Genomic DNA, 17,094 nt, shown 5'->3' on the forward strand with positions numbered 1-17,094 from the left:
CCAAGCCGGTGATCAGTCCTGCGGTCCTGCCGCGGTCCTGCCGACCGATTCGACCAGCGGCAGCAGCCGGTGCGGCACCCGCTCGCGCAGGGCCACCTCGGTACTCGTCCGCACCACTCCGGGCAGCTGGATCAGCTGCTGGATCACATCCTCCAGATGCCCGTTGTCGCGGGCCACGACCCGTGTCAGCAGATCACCGCCACCGGTGGTCGAGAACGCCTCGACGATCTCCGGAACGGCGGCGAGTGCTTCGCCCACCTCGTCCAGATGCCCCTGGGTGACCTCCAGATGGACGAAGGCGAGCACCGGGTGGCCGAGTGCGGCGGGGGAGAGGACCGGGCCCGTACCGGTGATCACGCCGTCCCGCTCCAGACGGTCGATACGGGCCTGCAGGGTGCCCCGGGCGATGGAGAGGATGCGGGCGTACTCCCGCACGCTGGTCCTCGGCTGCTCGATGAGGAGCCTCAGGATGCGGGTGTCGAGCGCGTCCACCGCCATGGTCCGTCTGCCTCTTCCTGGCCTGCCGGTACGGGCCCCGACTGTACCAACGGCCCAGTCGGGGCAGGCGCGGAGAGGGCGTCAGGGACGGGTGTCCTCCGGCAGGGTGACCAGCCAGCGGGTCTCCCTGCGGGGGTGGAGGTAGCAGAGCCAGTAGAGCGTGGCTCCCGCCATGATGCCGCCGGTCCACAGCAGGTACGTCACGTCCTGCCGGCTCAGGATGTAGACGAGTACGGCGATCAGCGCCACCGGCATCGCCGGCCAGAGCGGCATGCGCCAGGCGGGCAGTTCCTTGTGGGAGGCACGGCGGGCGGCCAGCGCTGCGACCGCGACCAGCAGGTACATGCCGGTGACCGAGACTCCCGTCACGCCGTACAGGGTGTCGAGGTTGACGAAGCACAGCGCCGCGCCCGGAACCCCGACCACCAGGGTGGCGACCCAGGGTGAACCGAACCGGCCGAGGCGGGCGAGGGCGTTGTTGACCGGATCGGGCCACGCCTTGTCGCGGGCGGACGCGAACAGCACCCGCGAGTTCTGGATCACCATGACGATGCCCGCGTTGATGATCGCGAGTGCGACACAGAGGCTCACGAACGTGCCGACGGCCGAGTTGCTCCAGGCGGTGACCATGCCGCTGATGTCGCCGGAGGTGAGCGCCTGGAGGTCGGGCGCACCCACGGTGATCGCGATCACCGGGACGAGGATGACGGCCGTCGAGATCACCAGGGTGGCAAGGACCGTACGTGCGACATTGCGGCGAGGGTCCTCCATCTCCTCGGAGAGGTAGACGGCGGTGGAGAAGCCCTGGGTGATGAAGAGCGCGATGGCCAGGCCCGAGACGACCAGCATCGCGGTGACCGGGCGGGAGGTTCCGTCGCCGCTCGCGACCACACCGTGGATCAGGCTGTCGGCCCCGCGCTCACCGTGGGCGAAGCCGAGCACCGCGACGACAGCCGCCGCGATGACTTCGAGGACCAGGAAGACGCCGGTGATCCAGGCGTTGGCCCGCAGGTCCAGCAGCCCGGCCAGGGTGGCGAGCAGCATCACGCCCGCTCCGGCGGCCTCCGCCGGAACATGGACCAGCGGAGCGAGGTAGTCCGCCGTGCCCATGGCGATGACGGGCGGCACGATCATGACGACCAGCAGCGACAGGACGAACACCAGCCAGCCGGCCAGCCGGCCGGTCAGGGTGGTGACCATGGCGTACTCGCCGCCGGCGCTGGGAATCAGGGTGCCCAGCTCCGAGTAGCAGAAGGCCACGGCTATACAGAGCAGCGAGCCGATCGCGATGGTGAGGGCGGTGGCGGTGCCGAGGTCGCCGAACAGGTCGGGCACGACCACGAACAGAGTGGACGCGGGAGTCACGCAGGACAGTGTCAGCAGGGTCCCGCCGACGACGCCGATGGAACGCTTGAGAGCGTGCGGGCCGTCCTGGCCGGAGTGACCGGCCTTCGCACCTGCGGTGCCGGGGGTGACGGGCTGACTGAGCATGTCGGTCATGGAGCGGTTCCGATCGACTGGGTGTGACAGGTGGGGCGGGAGCGTTATCGCCTCCGTGGCCTGCTGCGCTCTTCGTGATTCTCTGCTCCCGGCGCGCTATAGAAACCTGTGGGATCCGTCACGTCAACCGTCCATTACCTTCGAAATCAGTTGTCGAAGGGGCCGATGTCGCCGACATTCGTGGAATGGGCACCCATCGGCCACGCGACCGTCGCTCGTTGAGCTGTTGGACCTGTCGCCCTGATGGCCTTTGAAATGAAGGTTTGGGGGGTGATGCAACCTTCGATGTCTGCATCGAATGTCGGTGGTGCGGGCCGGGTGATCAAGGGTGGGGCCGCAACGAGAAGCGCAGAGTGGCGCCGGTCACGTTGCATGGTTTTTGCCTGCTCGGCGGTGGTGGGACTAGCACTGCCCGGCTTCCGCGGGGGCGCTAGTCTCCGGGGTCATGCCGAATGACGACGAGGGCGTGGCGATACCCGCCCCAGCGACCCCTCCCGCATTACCCGTCGCCCCGGTGTCCCCGAGGGAGGACGGCGCGGCCGTCACCGCGGAGAGCGGCCGCCGGGCCACCTGGTTCGAGCTCTTCGGAGATCTGGTCTTCGTCGCCGCCGTCGGGCAGATCACGCACCGGATCGGCGGCCGTCCGGGTGTCACGTCCGTCGTCGCCGCGGCGGCGCTGTTCGTTCCGCTGTGGTGGACCTGGGTGCTGTACGCCGTGCGCGCCAACCGCGCCGACCGGGACAACACCGCGCACCGGCTGCTCACCACGGCCGGACTCGCCGCGGTGACCGGCATGGCGGTCTTCGCCGGCGGCGTGGGGCACGGCTCGGGCGCCGACACCGGATTCGTGGCCTCCTACCTCTGCGCACGTGGCGGTGTGGCGGCACTCTACGCCTGGGAAGTCAGCCGGGAAGCCCACCTCATGCCGCTGCTCCGTACGTATCTGCTCGGCTCGGCGGCGAGCGCGCTGCTCTGGCTCGGCGGGCTGCTGCTCCTGGACGGCCCCGCACGGTACGCCACCTGGGCTGTCGCCATGGCCGCGGAGCTGGCTCTGCCGCTGCTCGCGCGACGACAGGTCGCGGGTGCTCGGCACGACGCCGAGCACCTGCGCGAACGCTTCGGCCTCTTCACCATCATCGTGCTCGGGGAGACGGTCCTCGGATTCACCGACGGCCTGGTCGCGGCCCGTACCGCCCCCGGCGCCGCGGTCACGGGCGCCGCGGCCTTCGCGCTCTGTGCCGGGCTGTGGTGGTCGTACTTCAGCGCGAGCGGCAGCCGGCCGGGTGGCCACGCCGAACTCGCCTCGGGCGGTCGGCTCATGCACGTGTACGTCTTCGGGCACCTCCCCGTGCAGCTGGCACTGGCCCTGACGGGGGGTGCGGTGGGCGCCGCCGTGGCGGGAAGCGGAAGCCGCCTCACCGCGGTCTCGGCCGGCTGCGTCGTCGGCGGGGTCGCCCTCTTCCTCGTCTCGACCGCTGTGATCAGGGCCGCCTTCCTCGCCGCGCGGGACGCCGTGGTCGTCATCCGCCTCCTGGCCGCCGCGGCGGCGCTCCTGCTGCTCCCGCTCGCCGGGCGCGCCCCGGTCGCCGTGGTGCTCGCCTCACTGGCCGTGCTGCTCGCCGCGTCGGTCGCCGTGGAGGGACCTGCTCACCGCAATCGCCTGGCCGCATCCGGGACCGGCGCGGCCTGATCCGGAGCCGGACGTCGTATCCGGTCCTGTGTCGCCTCTACGGCGGTGCGGTCCCAGGCATGGTCCAATGGTGCCCATGCGGCTCACGGAAACCGTGTTCAGCTGCCATTGGCCCTGCGCCTGCGCTGGGATCGACGTAGAGGTTCTCTCGTTTGTCCACCTCGACCTTCGCGGAGAAGTCGACAGCGTCCCTCTTCCTGTCGAATGACTTCTCTCGCTTACGGGCGGTTCGCCCGCCGGGCTCCCTGTATCGAACTGTCCACCGTTTGCCCGATACAGATGGGCCATGGTCGATTATTTTCGCGTTCCTACGACCTGGCCGACGGCCAAGTTGGTTTCCGTAGGTCGTGTTGTAGTCCTTTTTCCGGCCGTGCCAAATGGTGTGCGGGAAGGGGATTTTTAGACGCTGACGGTCGCCACGAACGGCAGCAAGGCCACCTACGTGATCGACGACTACCCGGGTAACTGACGCTCCGTCAAGTACCCGATGGCAATGGCTAGCCCGGCGGCCTGGCTCCGCCTCGGCCGCGGCCCCGGGCCGAGGGGCTATACCGCGTGAAGCACCGCCGCGGCGGTGTCGTGCTCGCGGGGGGTGCGGGCGACCGCCCCGGTCGTACCTGGTGAGTCATCAGCGCAGGTCGAAGGGCCGCAGCCTCCCGCCGGCCTGCGGGAAGCTGCGGCTCCAGAGTCCCTGACCGCACCGACGGCTACCGCCCGGAGAACGTCCCCGCGCTCATGGAATGGGACTGGTTCGACAGGCACCTCGCACCGCTTGAGCCCGGCCCCTACGCCAAGTCCATGCGCCGTCTCGGAGCCGTCCTCCTCGTCCAGTGGGCAGCCGGCGGAGCCATGGGTGACGCGGCCGACTACCGCGGCATCAACCCCATGGGAGGCCAATACAGCACGACAACCGGGCTCCACCGGTGGATGCACGACCACGGGTCGACGGACTTCACCAGAGCCCTGCGCAACCTGGCCCGCGACCTGGACGCCATCACCATCCCGATCAACTACCGCAGACGCCGCGAAGCACTCCACAACTGGGCTCTGACCCGCGACACCTGGCAAGAGATCACCAGCTGCCTACCGCCCGTCCCCGGTCACATCCAGCCCAACCTGGACGACCGAAAGCCAAGAGGCATCCGCGTTCGTCTGGGCACAGGTCACACACGGCGAGCCGCTCTTCGCGCCCCGACCGATCGAGGCAGAACAGCCCGAAGCACTCCGCAGAGCATGGCTCAACCAGCGCAGCAGCACCTGGGCCAAACTCGCCCACCCACCCGGCCGACCGTAGAGGCCCTCGGCTGGGCCGTTGGCAGCAAGGGCGGCTCCGGCACTGGGGGACGGGTGTGTGCGTCGGGACTCTTGACTCGGCAGCGGGGGATGGTGAAACTGGCCAAGTTAGTTCGACCTTTAGTCGAATTAATCTCCTACACCCCGAGGATCCAGCTCACCCCCGCCGTGCACTGTCACCGCACAGTCCTCCTCACAGGGATCACTCATGTCTCGCGTGTCTTTCAAGCTATGCAGATCCACCGCGGTCGCCGCGGTCCTCGTCGCCTTGGCAGCGTCCGGTTGCTCGACCACCTCGGACGGCTCAGGCGACAGCGGCGGCAAGGCGAAAAGCTTCACCTACTGGTCGATGTGGACCCGTAACGAGCCGCAGGCCAAGGTGCTGCAGGGCGCCATCAAGCAGTTCACCGCCGACACCGGCGTCAAGGTCGACGTCCAGTGGCAGGGCCGCAAGGTGCTGGACAAGGTGGGTCCGGCGATGCTGTCCGGCGACGCGCCCGACCTGGTCGACCAGGGCTGGGACCAGCTGATGCCGACCCTCGGCACGGGCGGCCAGCTCCAGGACCTCAGCCCCGTGTTGAAGATGGGCGCGGGTGACGGCAAGACGGTGCAGGACGTCATACCGGGCAAGCTGCTGTCCATCCTGCCGCCTGCCAAGGACACCCGCACCTGGCTGATCCCGTACGAGACGGCCACGGTCTCGCTCTTCTACAACGGGAAGAACCCCCTCGTCACGCAGGCGCCGAAGACCTTCGACGACCTGATGAAGATCTGTGCCAAGGCGAAGTCTGCGGGCAAAGTGTGCATCGGCAGCGATGCCGATCAGGGCTGGGCGAGCCAGTACTGGTTCGACTACCTGCTCAACCGCAACGGCGGTTCGGTCGCCGAGGTCGCGGGCGACAAGAGCGGGGCGGCGTTCAAGGACCCGAAGGTGCTCAAGGCCGCCCGGCAGGTCGAGTCGCTCGTCAAGGCCGGCTATCTGGGCAGCAGCTACGACGCCACCAAGTACCCCGAGCAGCAGAACAACTGGGCTGCGGGCAAGTCGGTGTTCTTCCTGATGGGCAGCTGGCTGCCGAGCGAGACCAAGCAGTTCCTCGCTCCCGGCTTCCAGGTGCGGTCGGTCAACTTCCCGGCCACCGACGATACGGCCCGCACCGCCCTGGACGTCGTCCCCTTCGGTTTCGCCGTGCCCAAGGGTGCCGGTCATGCCGCGGCGGCCGAGCAGTTCATCGCGTACTTCCTGCGCAAGGACCAGCTCACTGGCGTCTCCTCGCAGGCCGGCAACATCACCCCGCGGGCCGACATCCAGGCCCCGGCCGAACTGGCGGACGCGGCGCAGCAGATACAGCAGAACCCGGCCCGCCTCGCCGACGACAACGTCGACAACGACTGGCGGGACAAGGTGCTCGTCCCGGAGTTCAACAAGTTGTGGCTGGGCAGGGCGGGCGCCGATTCCTTCGCATCCGGTGCGGCCAAGGCGAACGCCGACTACTGGAAGGCCAAGGGCTGATGGCTGCCTCCACCGCGCTCCCCGGCGCCAGGCGGCGGGCACACCGTGCCGCCCGGCGTCCGGAGAGCAGCCCCATGGAGCGTGCGCAGCGGCTGACGTTCTGGCCGTTCCTGACGCCCGCGCTGGTGATGTTCGTACTGTTCTTCGTCGCGCCCATCGGCTTCAGCGGCTGGCTCAGCTTCCACCGCTGGGACGGGCTGACCGAGGTCAAGTCGCGGGGCTTCGCCAACTACGTGAGCCTGGCGAGGGATCCGGTGTTCACCACCGCCCTGAAGAACACCTCTCTCATCCTGCTGGTGGGCGGCGGGCTGGTCTTTGTGATCAGCTTCGCGATCACGGTCGTACTGCGCGACATGGCCGACCGGAACTTCATCCGATACGTCCTGTTCTTCCCTGTGCTGGTCAACCCGCTGGTGTTCGGCATCATGACCGGGCTGCTGTTCCGCCCCAGCGGCATCGTCAACTTCCTGCTCTCCCACATCAGCATCAGCGATCCACCGAAGTGGCTGGGCGAGCAGAACCTCATGACGATGATCGTCGCCGTCTCGGTCTGGGCCGCCACCGGCTTTTACACGACCGTACTGATGTCCGGCGTGGAGCAGATCCCTGCCTCGTACTACGAAGCCGCCGAACTGGACGGGGCGGGCGCCTGGCAACGGTTCCGGCACGTGACCCTGCCGCTGTCCTGGGACGTCGTCACCGTCTGCGCCGTGTTCTGGACGATCTCGACGGTCAAGGTCTTCGAACTGGTCCTGGTGTTCGGCGGATCGGTCAGCGGATCGCCGCCCCCCAACACGTACACCTCCGCGCTCTACGTCTACGAGGCCGCCTTCTCCACCAACACGGCCCGGGACTTCGGGATCGCCTCCGCCGCCGCGCTCGTCAGCCTGCTGCTCATCGCGGTCGTCGCGGTGATCCTGCGGCGGATGCTGCGGCGCGAGGCAGTCCAGCTCTCCTGAAAGGACCGCCATGACCATGACGACCCGACAACCGGGCCCACTCACCCGGCCGGCCTCCGCCCCGGTGCGCCGCCGCCGGCGCAGCCTCTCCCAACGCCTACGGCCGGCCGGTCTGGGTGCCGGCGCGGTCCGGGCACTGTGTGCGGTGAACATCCTGCTGCTGGTGTGGATGGTCGCCACCTCGCTCCGCGGTTCGAAGGACATCTTCGACGACCCGGTCGGGCTGCCCACACACCCTCGGTGGAGCAACTACACCGCTGCGTGGCGCACCGGCGGATTCGGCCAGGCGATGGCCAACTCGCTGTTCGCCTCGCGGCCCCGGCCGCGTACGCGCTGTCGCGCACCAAGCGGCGCTCGGGCGGCCCGCTGACGATGCTGTTCGCCCTCGGGCTCGGCGTACCGGTGCAGTTGATCATCATTCCTGTGTACGTGGCCCTGGCCCGCATCCAGCACCTCACGCATCTGAAACTGCTGGACAGCATGCAAGGACTGGTCCTCGTCTACGTCGGCCTCGCCATGCCGTTCACCGTCTTCCTGCTGACCGGCTACTTCCGCGCCCTGCCCGTCGAGGTCGAGGAAGCGGCCTGCCTCGACGGCGCGGGGGCAGTGCGCAGCTTCGTACGGATCGTGCTGCCCATGGCCCGCAACGGGCTGATCACGGCGTTCATCCTGCAGGTGATCGGCGCCTGGAACGAGACGATGTTCGCCCTGGTCATGCTCACCAGCGGGGGGAGCAGGACGCTTCCGGTGGCGCTGCTGTCGTTCATCGACCAGCAGCAGTACCAGGGAAGCGACTGGGGCGGTCTGTTCGCCGGCGTCGTCATCATCATGGTGCCCGTCCTGGTCCTCTTCGTCGTACTCGGCCAACGACTGATCAACGGCATGACCGCAGGAGTAGGCAAATGAGCGACCGACCTGAAGTTCGCCTCTGGTACCGGCAGCCGGCCCGGTCCTTCCACGAGGCGCTGCCACTCGGCAATGGGCGGCTTGGCGCGATGATCCACGGCGGACGGCCGGACGCCGGCGGCCCGGGTGATCGCATCGATCTGAATGCGGACACCCTGTGGTCGGGCATGCCGGGACCGCGCGACCGCCCCGGCGGGGCCGAGCACCTGCCGGCGCTACGCGCTGCCGTCCTGGACGATCGTGACTACGCCCGCGCGGACAAGCTCGCCGTGCACATGCAGGGGCCGTTCGGAGAGGCGTACCAGCCCGTCGCCGCGCTCCATCTGGTGCCTGCCGACGCAGAGTTGAGTCAAGCATCGGGGGAGTACGTGCGCTCCCTCGACCTGGACACCGCCGTGCACCACGTCTCGTACGCGGCGGGAGGCGGGCGCGTGCTGCGCGAGACGTTCGTGTCGGCGCCGGCCGGTCTGCTGGTCTCGCGTCTCACCTCGACGGCGCCGGACGGCATCAGTTTCACGGCCCGGTTCGCCACACCCCATCCCGGGGCGCGCCACGCCGTGGACCGCGGTGTGCTCACCGTGAGCGGCCGGGCGCCCACGCACTTCGCCTTCGGCGAGGACGCGCCGCTGCACTACCGCCCGGACGCGGGCACGGGCTTCGCCGCCGGGCTGCGTATTGCCGCAACCGGTGGCACCGTCGAGCACAGCGGGACCTCGGTGACCGTCCGCGGTGCGCGTGAGGTGGTACTGCTGGTCGCCGTCGAGACCGGCTACCGGGGGCATCTGGAGTCTCCCGCCGGACCCGGCGAAGGGCCGCTGGACGACGTCGTACGCGTACTGGATACGGCGGCCTCCGAGCCGTACGAGCGCCTGCGCGCCGCCCATGTCGCCGAACACCGGCGGTACTTCCGCACCACGACGCTGCATCTGGGCGGCGGGAGCTCCGAGCAGAGAGCCCTGCCCACCGATGCACGGCTCGACGCGCTGCGGGCGGGGGAGCCGGACCCGGGGCTGTCGGCGCTGCACTTCGCGTACGGCCGCTATCTCCTGATCGCCTCGTCGCGCCCCGGCACCGAGCCCGCCAATCTGCAGGGCATCTGGAACACCGAGACCACCCCGGCGTGGAGCTCGAACTGGACCACCAACATCAACCTGCAGATGAACTACTGGCCCGCCGACGTATGCGGTCTCTCCGCCCTCAATCAGCCGCTGTTCGACCTGCTCGCCGACCTCGCCGATCCGGGGGCAGCCACGGCGGCGGCATACTACGGCGCGGGCGGCTGGGTCGCGCACCACAACCTCGACGTGTGGCGCACCACCAACCCCGCCGGGGGCCTGCCGATCTGGTCGGTGTGGCCCATGGCCGGCGCCTGGCTGTGCGCGCATCTGTGGCAGCACTACCTCTTCCACGGTGACGGCACCTTCCTCGCCGACCGCGCCTATCCGCTGATGCGCGGCGCCGCCCGTTTCCTGCTGGACTTCCTCACCGAGGACGGGGAAGGACGGCTCGTCACGTGCCCCTCGACCTCGCCCGAGCACCAGTTCCTGCTGCCCGACGGCACGCCCGCCGCGGTCTCCGCCGGTGCCACGATGGACTACTGGCTGGCGGACGAGCTGCTGGCGAACACGGCGGCCGCCGCTCAACTGCTTGCTACAGACAAGGAGTTCGCGGCCGCACTCGACCGGGCCAGGGCCCGGCTGCGGCGGCCGCGCACGGACGCGGAGGGCCGTCTGCTGGAGTGGTGGGAGGACTTCACCGAGGAGCAGCCCGGCCATGTGCACCTGACGCATCTGTACGGCCTCTTCCCCGGCAGCGCCATCGACCCGCTGACAGCGCCTGAACTGCTGGAGGCGGCGCGGCTCACGCTGCGGCGCAGGCTGGACAACGGCGGCGGGTACACCGGCTGGAGCGCGGCCTGGGTGGTGGCGCTCGCGGCCCGGATGGGCGACGCCGAGCTGGCGCACACCCACGCCCGCCGCATCCTCGCCGACCTCACCACACCGAGCCTGCTCGGCCTGCACCCGCCCGGCATCTTCCAGATCGACGGCAACTTCGGTGCCACGGCGGCGATCGCCGAGATGCTGCTGCAGAGCCACAACGGCCTGCTGCGGCTGCTTCCCGCGCTGCCCGCCGCGTGGCCGGACGGCTCGGTGACGGGGCTGCGGGCGCGCGGCGGACTTCGGGTGGACCTGGTGTGGCGCGGCGGCCTGCTGGGTGAGGCGGTGCTGTACGCGGACCGGGAGGCCGACGCCGACGTGGAGGTGCTCCTCCCCGCCGGCACCCCGCGTATGACGCTCGACGGGGACACCCGCCACGTGCAGGGCCGGCCCGGCCCCGGGCTGCGGCTGCTGCTGGCGAGCGGCGCTGTCTGTCGGCTCTCCGCGGCCGGCTGAGCGGGCGGGAGGCCGCCCGACTCCTCAGATGCCGCTCGGGTCCTGGTGCACCGCGTCGAGCGCCAGACACGCGCCGCCCTGGGAGGCCGCCCGGAAGCCCAGCGTGGACAGCACGACCTCGCAGCCCCCGGCGTCCGGGGCCATGACCCGGTCGCGTACGACCTCGCGGACACGGTCCAGCATCAGATCGCCGATGTGACTGAAGTACCCGCCCAGTACGACCACCCCGGGGTTGAGGACATCGGCGAGCAGGGCGATACCGAGGCCCAGGCCGTCGGCAACGTGGCTGAGCGCCTCGCGGGTGCGCGCATCGCCGGAGTCGGCCCGGCGGTGCAACTCGGCCAGCCGGTTCTCCAGTTCGACGTCCGGGTCGTGGACCTCGTCGTCGACGTCGGTGGCGAGCCGGAGGATCGCGTCCAGTCCGACCATCGTCTCCCAGCAGCCGAGGCGTCCGCACACGCACTGCCGCCGCTCCGGATCGAGCGGCATGTGGCCGACCTCGCCCGCGAATCCGCTGGCCCCGCGCAGCAGTTGTCCGCCGCTGATGATGCCGGCGCCGATGCCGCGTTCGCCCGTGATGCACACCATGTCCCGTACGCCCGCACCCTGCGCCTGTACGTACTCGGCAATGGCACCGAGCTTCGCGTCGTTCTCCACGGTGAGCGGGGGCACGGGCTGCTCCAGGCGGGCCCGCAGCCCGTCGACGACCTGTACGCCGCGCCATCCCAGGGCGGGCGCGTAGTGCACCGTGCCGGTGTGCGCGTCGATCACGCCGGGCACGGCGAGCGTGACACCGACGGGACGGATCCCGTCACGCTCCAGCGCGGCCAGACAGGCCCGGACGGACCGCGCCGTCAGATCGAGCACCTCGTCGGTGCCGGACTCGGCGACCGCCACCGCCGTGCGGTGCTCGAAGGCACGGGCCCCGCTGAGCGTGAGCGCGAGGACGTGTACATAACTGGTGCTGATCTCCACGCCGATGCCGCAGATGTGCCGGCCGTCGATGTGCACCAGCGTGCCCGGGCGGCCCACGGCGCCCTCGCGCTGCGCAGGCCCCTCGCGCACCAGGCCCAGCGCGAGGAGCTCGGCGACGAGGCTGGTGACGGTCGGCTTGGGCAGGCCGGTGTCGGTGGCGATCTGGGCGCGCGATCGCGGACCGGAGTCGCGCAGGATTCGCAGCACCACCCCCAGGTTCGTACGGCGGATGGATCGCCGGTCGCGCGGCTGGGACGGCTCGGCAAGGGCGGCGTTCGACGATCGCGCCGCGTGAGGGTCAGCCTTCACTCGGTTCTCGTTTCTACTTCGGGCCTGCACAGCTCTCATGATGCCAAGCGCCCGCATCACACCGGATCGAGAGGGATCCGGTCACGAACCTTGACAGCCTCTACATTAGTTCGGATTCTATTGAAACTAATAAGCGTGCTGCTGTGAAGCACTCTCAAAGTCACGAGAGGAGTACCTGTGTCAGCTCGTTCCATAGGAACGACCGCCGGTGCACTGGCCGCGACCGTCGCGGTGTTGATCGGAGCGCTGGCGTCCGCGCCGGCATCTGCGGCCTCGCCCGCGTACACCGTCACCGTCGGGGCCAAGGGCGCTTGGAACCGCCCCGACGACACACCATCGAGCCCGTACATCGACAAGGACGGCACGTTCTACTACCAGTCCGCCCACTCCAACTACGGCCCGACGGACGGCCGCACCTGGTCGTTCTACAGCGGCAAGGACTTCGACAACACCACCCGCAACGCGATCAGCGACGCGGTGAACCCCGCCAACTCCCAGGACAAGAACAACGACACCACCTGGCGGTGCAACAACAGCCCCACCGGCCGCGAGGCCACGTACAACTCCGACACTTCGTACTACTCACAGAAGAACTTCTGTGACCTGATGGGCGTGTGGGTGGACCCCGACACCGGCACATGGTACGGCCTGGTCCACAACGAGTTCACGCCGCAGCCCTTCGGTGACGGGCTGCACTACGACTCGATCGACTACGCCGTCTCCACCGACCAGGGCCGCACCTGGGACATCAAGGACCACGTCATCACCTCGCCGTACAGCACCAAGCGCGGCGACAACACGGCTTTCCCCAACCAGAGTTACGACTACGGCAACGGTGACCCGCGGCTGTTCGTGGACACCGCCTCCGGCTACTTCTACGTCTACTACAACTCCCGCGTCATCCCGAAGGGCGGAGTCGCGGGCGGCAACGACAGTCTGGCGCACGTCGTCCGCGCCCCGATGTCCGGGAAGATGGCACCCGGTACATGGCACAAGTGGTATGACGGCTCCTGGTCCCAGCCTGGCATCGGCGGCCTGGAGAGCAATATGACCCCGGTCGACGCCGCCCACCCGACCGGCTACACACCCGTCGCGAACGACTACAATCCGGCCAACCCCGGCGCGGTCCCCGACCAGATCGCGGCCGGCACGCTTCCGCCCAAGTCGGACCTGCTGACCATGAACATCGCCTACAACGCCTATCTGGGCCTGTACGTCGGCGAGCCCGAGACGATCAAGCAGGACGGCACGGAGCCGCAGCGCTTCTACGTCACCGACAACCTCGCCACCCAGAAGTGGACGCTCGCCGGCGACTCGGGCGCCTACAAGTCCGGTTCCTGGTACCGCTGGATGGTCGACTCCGTGAACAAGACCGGCTCCACCATCGTCGGCAAGACCTTCCGCAGCTACTGTTCGTTCTTCTGCTCCAACAACGCCGACGGTGAGTACTACGACACCACCATCGGCACCAGCACCCCGGCGGCCCCCGTCGACCCGAACGCCGCGTACACCATCGCCAACGGAGGCGGCCGCATCCTCGCGCAGATCGCGAACAACAAGGCCACCACCTCCCGGACCGCGGACAGCGGTTCCGCCCTCAACCGTTGGATCTTCACCTCCAACGGCGACGGCTCGTACCGCATCGCGAACGCCTCCACCCGGCAGCTGCTCGGCGTCGACTCCGGGCAGACATCCGGCCGCGCCTGGGGCGCCGCGCCCACGGTGACGCCGGCGCCCGGGGGCAAGCCGTCGGTGGGCCAGCAGTGGTTCGTCGTCCCCGGCTCGTCCGCCGACGGCGAGTCCACGGACACTTTCCGGCTGGTCAACCGCTACAGCGGGCTGGTGATCGGAATGTCCGGGAATGGGAGCCGACTCGCTGAGACGACGCCCACCCGGGCCTGGACCGACGCCACCGGATCCACGGTCGGCGGCGGCCGGACGGCCGCTGAGCAGACTCTGAAGTTCACCGTCGTCGGCAAGGCTGCGCACCACGGCGGAGGCCACGGCCACTGACGCCGTCCGTCCGACCGGGTACGGAATTAGCCGTCCGCCGGTCCCGCAACCGCCGCCCACGGCGCGGTCGGTGCGGGCCCGGCGGGCCCCACTCGACCCATTGACCAGACATCCACGCGGCGGGGCCTGCAGGCCCCGCCGACAGCCCCTTCGAGGAGGCCCTCACGTGCCCGCCCGGTACCACCTTCGGTTCCAGATCCCGTCCGGCCAGGACACAGCCCGCCAGGCCGCCGAACTCGCGGCGTTCTGCCAGGAGGCCGGTGTCGACGAGGTCGTCCTGCTGCTCGCCGCGGAGGAGTTGCACGGAGGGCATCCGACGGGTGCGGAGGAAGACCTCCTCTACGACACCGCCGCCACCTCTGCAGCGGTCCTGCGCGACGCTGGACTGGACGTCAGCCTGAACCCGTGGGTGACCACCGGGCACGCCGACCGCGGTCGGCGCGACCGGCACGGTTTCGCGCCCATGGTCGGCCCCGACGGGAGGGCGGCGGCCGGGCAGGCGTCGTTCGCCTGTCCGTTGTGGCGTTCCTGGCTGACCGCGCACTACGCCCGGTTCGCCGATCTCGGGTTCCGCGTGCTGTGGCTGGAGGACGACTTCCGCTTCCACAACCACGCGCCGCTTCAGTGGGGCGGCGGCTTCGAGCCGCTGATGCTGGAGCGCCTCGCCCTACTGGCCGGCAAGCCCGTGACACGCGAGCAAGTGGTCGCCGCGGTGACCGCTCCCGGAGAACCGCATTCGTGGCGCGCGCTGCTGCAGGAGGTGTGGCGCGCCGCGCAGTTGGAGGTCGCCGCGGAGGTCGCGGAGGCAGTCGGCAAGCACTCGGGCGGACGCTCCCGCGTCGGCCTGATGAGCTCGGAGCCCGCGGTGCACGGCGTCGAAGGCCGAAACTGGGACGCCCTGTTCCACGCCCTCGCCATCGACGGCGAGGCTGTCCATCGCCCCCACTTCGCCGTCTACAGTGACGCGCCCGGCCGCGCGCTCAGCCGCTCCGTATGGCTGCTGGAACTTCAGCGGGTGCTGCGGCCCGCCGGGGTCCGCGCCGAGCCCGAGATCGAGAACTGGCCGCACACGGCCTGGTCCAAGTCCGATACGCAGACCTGGTCGGAGATGACCGCCGCGCAACTGTCCGGCGCCGACGCGCTGTTCCTCAATCTGCATCCGATGCACTCCGGCCGCGCCCGGCGCCACCCGCGCGTCGCCGACCTGTTGCGCCGCGCCCGCCCGGCCCTGGACCTGCTGGCAGAGCGCGGGCGCGAGGAGCTGGGCACGTTCGGCGTAAGCCTGCCCGTGCACCCACAGGCTGCGGCCCACGTCCGCACGAGCCGCCCGGGCCGGCTGGCGGACCTGGCGGCCGGCCCCGAGGGCGCGGCCGACTTCCTACTGCGCTACGGCGTCCCCGTGACGGCCGGGGAGGCGCCGGTGCGTGCCCTGTTCGGGCAGGCGGCCTGGGCCTTCGACGACGACGAGGTGCGGTGCCTGCTTGCGGGCGGCCTGTTGCTCGACGGCACCGCCGCGTACGTGCTGAGCGAGCGCGGCTTCGCCGGCCTGCTGGGCCTCACCGTCCCGGAGATCGTCGAGCGCGAGGGGGCGGCCGCGCCCGGCCCGTACTCCCTCGAGCAGGTGCTGCCCGCCGCGGAGTTGGGTGACGAGGACGTCTTCCTCAGCGTTAACGGCCAGCCGGCCCTGGCGCGGCTGGAACCCGCCGCCGGGACCCAGGTGTGGAGCAGCGTTCTCACCCCGGACCGGCAGCACTGGGGCGCCGGACGCTGCGTCCACACCAACACCCTGGGTGGACGCGTCGCCGTCCTCGCCGCCACGTCACCGGACCTGCTCCCGTACGACGACGACGGGCAGCGGCTGCTGCACGCCATGGTGCGCCACCTGGAGGGCGACCAGCCACGCCTGCCGCTGGTCAGCGGCGGCCCCCACCTCGTGCCCCGCCTCGCCCGCACCGAGCGGGGGCTGCGCCTGGCCGTCGCCAACGGCAGCGCCGACCCGGCCCGTCCGCGACTCGTCCTGCCCGCGCGCGTAGGGAGCGCCGAGGCAACGTTGCTCGCGCCCCTCGCCGCTCCCACGGCAGTGCCGCTCACCGCGGCCGGCTCGACGCTCGTGCTCGACGCGGACCTGCCGCACCGCGGCTGGCTGCTCGTGGACTGGACACCGGAGGGCGACAATGATCGGGCAATTCATGACCATGACGGCGAGCCCATCGAGATCCACCATCGCCGCCACCTCTGCGCGCTGACGGGAGTCGTACCGGGCGAAGTTGTCGCACGTTGCGACCAGCGTGGTGAATGACGGGAGCCGTCTCACCAGCTCGGACCGGAGGTCCTGCAGCCGACGACTGTGGAAGGGCCTGAACAACAGGACCCAGGGCCGGCCACCCGAGCCCGACACCACCAGGCGCCGCTCGAACTCCTCGGCCAGGTGCTGGTAGGGGCCCGGCCGAGGACGGCACAGTCCGCCGTCAGATGCACGGCATGCCGTGCCGAGGGGGGTGGAGCCGGGCTCTTTCCGGTGAGGCCGACTGTCTTTTCCGGGCGGCCGGCTGCTGCGGCGTGCGCCCGGCTCACGCTGCTCCTCTCAGCAGCCGTCGCAGGGCTGCGGCATCGCGCTGGAGCAGAGCCTCGTCCTGGCGGCCGTGGTCGAGCAGGGCGAAGGGCACCGGCCCGCCGGGCGCCGGGTCCTTGGTTGCCTCGCGGCTCGGTACCAGGTGCCAGTGTGCGTGCGGGATCGCGTTGCCGAGCAGCAGGTAGTTCATCTTCAATACCGGCTGGTAGTGCTCTTCGATCGTGCGGCCCACGGCGCGGGCGTCGCGCCAGAAGGCGGTCGCTTCCCTTTCCGACATCTCAGTGGGTTCGGCGACGTGTCGTGCGGTGAAGATGACGACGGCGTAGCCCCGGACTTGGCCGGAGCGCCACAGGTAGGACTGGGCCACTTCGCCGCGGTGCACTAGTGGTGGTTTGTTGACGGCGGTTCAGGGCCGTAGTAGGCCGGTAGCAGAGGAACGTCGCCTCGCCGCCTGGGGGCTTGTGATGACCCGTCGT

General features: G+C 69.9%; 12 protein-coding genes. 8 read left to right on the forward strand and 4 right to left on the reverse strand.

The window, feature by feature from the left end; translation table 11 throughout:
• Positions 1-12: 12 nt before the first annotated feature.
• Positions 13-498 (reverse strand): Lrp/AsnC family transcriptional regulator, encoded by a 486-nt coding sequence (locus ACFVXE_RS33935; RefSeq protein WP_389677051.1) that lies wholly within the window; start codon positions 496-498, stop codon positions 13-15.
• 81 nt (positions 499-579) lie between these two features.
• Positions 580-1,998 carry an APC family permease gene (locus tag ACFVXE_RS33940; protein WP_389677053.1) on the reverse strand — a complete coding sequence of 473 codons (1,419 nt, stop codon included), beginning with the start codon at positions 1,996-1,998 and terminating at the stop codon, positions 580-582.
• A gap of 514 nt (positions 1,999-2,512) precedes the next feature.
• Between ACFVXE_RS33940 and ACFVXE_RS33945 the strand changes: the two genes are divergently transcribed.
• The 6 genes from ACFVXE_RS33945 (at position 2,513) to ACFVXE_RS33970 (ending at position 10,749) form a co-directional block, all read left to right on the forward strand.
• Positions 2,513-3,688 carry a low temperature requirement protein A gene (locus ACFVXE_RS33945; RefSeq protein ID WP_389677054.1) on the forward strand — a complete coding sequence of 392 codons (1,176 nt, stop codon included), beginning with the start codon at positions 2,513-2,515 and terminating at the stop codon, positions 3,686-3,688.
• Between the two features lie 1,501 nt (positions 3,689-5,189).
• Positions 5,190-6,491 carry an ABC transporter substrate-binding protein gene (locus ACFVXE_RS33950; protein WP_389677056.1) on the forward strand — a complete coding sequence of 434 codons (1,302 nt, stop codon included), beginning with the start codon at positions 5,190-5,192 and terminating at the stop codon, positions 6,489-6,491.
• Positions 6,491-7,450: a carbohydrate ABC transporter permease gene (locus ACFVXE_RS33955; RefSeq protein WP_389677058.1), complete on the forward strand. Its 960-nt coding sequence runs from the start codon at positions 6,491-6,493 to the stop codon at positions 7,448-7,450. Before ACFVXE_RS33950 ends, ACFVXE_RS33955 begins: the two co-directional genes overlap by 1 nt.
• 16 nt (positions 7,451-7,466) lie before the next feature.
• Positions 7,467-7,820: a hypothetical protein gene (locus ACFVXE_RS33960; RefSeq protein WP_389677059.1), complete on the forward strand. Its 354-nt coding sequence runs from the start codon at positions 7,467-7,469 to the stop codon at positions 7,818-7,820.
• A 2-nt stretch (positions 7,821-7,822) separates the two neighbouring features.
• Entirely contained in the window at positions 7,823-8,356 is a 534-nt protein-coding gene (locus ACFVXE_RS33965) for a carbohydrate ABC transporter permease (protein WP_389677060.1), read from the forward strand.
• Positions 8,353-10,749 (forward strand): glycoside hydrolase N-terminal domain-containing protein, encoded by a 2,397-nt coding sequence (locus ACFVXE_RS33970; RefSeq protein ID WP_389677061.1) that lies wholly within the window; start codon positions 8,353-8,355, stop codon positions 10,747-10,749. Before ACFVXE_RS33965 ends, ACFVXE_RS33970 begins: the two co-directional genes overlap by 4 nt.
• A gap of 24 nt (positions 10,750-10,773) precedes the next feature.
• On the opposite strand, the gene ACFVXE_RS33975 is transcribed toward ACFVXE_RS33970, so the two are convergent.
• Entirely contained in the window at positions 10,774-11,934 is a 1,161-nt protein-coding gene (locus tag ACFVXE_RS33975) for an ROK family protein (RefSeq protein ID WP_389677063.1), read from the reverse strand.
• A 276-nt stretch (positions 11,935-12,210) separates the two neighbouring features.
• On the opposite strand from ACFVXE_RS33975, the gene ACFVXE_RS33980 reads away from it, so the two are divergent.
• Both ACFVXE_RS33980 and ACFVXE_RS33985 read left to right on the forward strand, forming a co-directional pair.
• Complete coding sequence (locus tag ACFVXE_RS33980) at positions 12,211-14,046, forward strand: hypothetical protein (RefSeq protein ID WP_389677065.1); 1,836 nt, start codon at positions 12,211-12,213, stop codon at positions 14,044-14,046.
• Positions 14,047-14,212: 166 nt separating this feature from the next.
• Positions 14,213-16,345, forward strand: a complete 2,133-nt coding sequence (locus ACFVXE_RS33985) for a hypothetical protein (protein WP_389677067.1) — start codon at positions 14,213-14,215, stop codon at positions 16,343-16,345.
• Positions 16,346-16,616: 271 nt separating this feature from the next.
• On the opposite strand, the gene ACFVXE_RS33990 is transcribed toward ACFVXE_RS33985, so the two are convergent.
• Positions 16,617-16,985 (reverse strand): HIT family protein, encoded by a 369-nt coding sequence (locus ACFVXE_RS33990; RefSeq protein ID WP_389677069.1) that lies wholly within the window; start codon positions 16,983-16,985, stop codon positions 16,617-16,619.
• Positions 16,986-17,094: the final 109 nt, after the last annotated feature.

Origin of the sequence: Streptomyces sp. NPDC058231, from assembly GCF_042882275.1 — a bacterium.
GTDB lineage: Bacteria > Actinomycetota > Actinomycetes > Streptomycetales > Streptomycetaceae > Streptomyces.

Bases quoted from the DNA above. Each gene is read 5' to 3' on its own strand.
- ACFVXE_RS33935 (WP_389677051.1), bottom strand. From the start codon at position 498: ATGGCGGTGGACGCGCTCGACACCCGCATCCTGAGGCTCCTCATCGAG.
- ACFVXE_RS33940 (WP_389677053.1), bottom strand. From the start codon at position 1,998: ATGACCGACATGCTCAGTCAGCCCGTCACCCCCGGCACCGCAGGTGCG.
- ACFVXE_RS33950 (WP_389677056.1), top strand. From the start codon at position 5,190: ATGTCTCGCGTGTCTTTCAAGCTATGCAGATCCACCGCGGTCGCCGCG.
- ACFVXE_RS33955 (WP_389677058.1), top strand. From the start codon at position 6,491: ATGGCTGCCTCCACCGCGCTCCCCGGCGCCAGGCGGCGGGCACACCGT.
- ACFVXE_RS33960 (WP_389677059.1), top strand. From the start codon at position 7,467: ATGACGACCCGACAACCGGGCCCACTCACCCGGCCGGCCTCCGCCCCG.
- ACFVXE_RS33965 (WP_389677060.1), top strand. From the start codon at position 7,823: ATGCTGTTCGCCCTCGGGCTCGGCGTACCGGTGCAGTTGATCATCATT.
- ACFVXE_RS33970 (WP_389677061.1), top strand. From the start codon at position 8,353: ATGAGCGACCGACCTGAAGTTCGCCTCTGGTACCGGCAGCCGGCCCGG.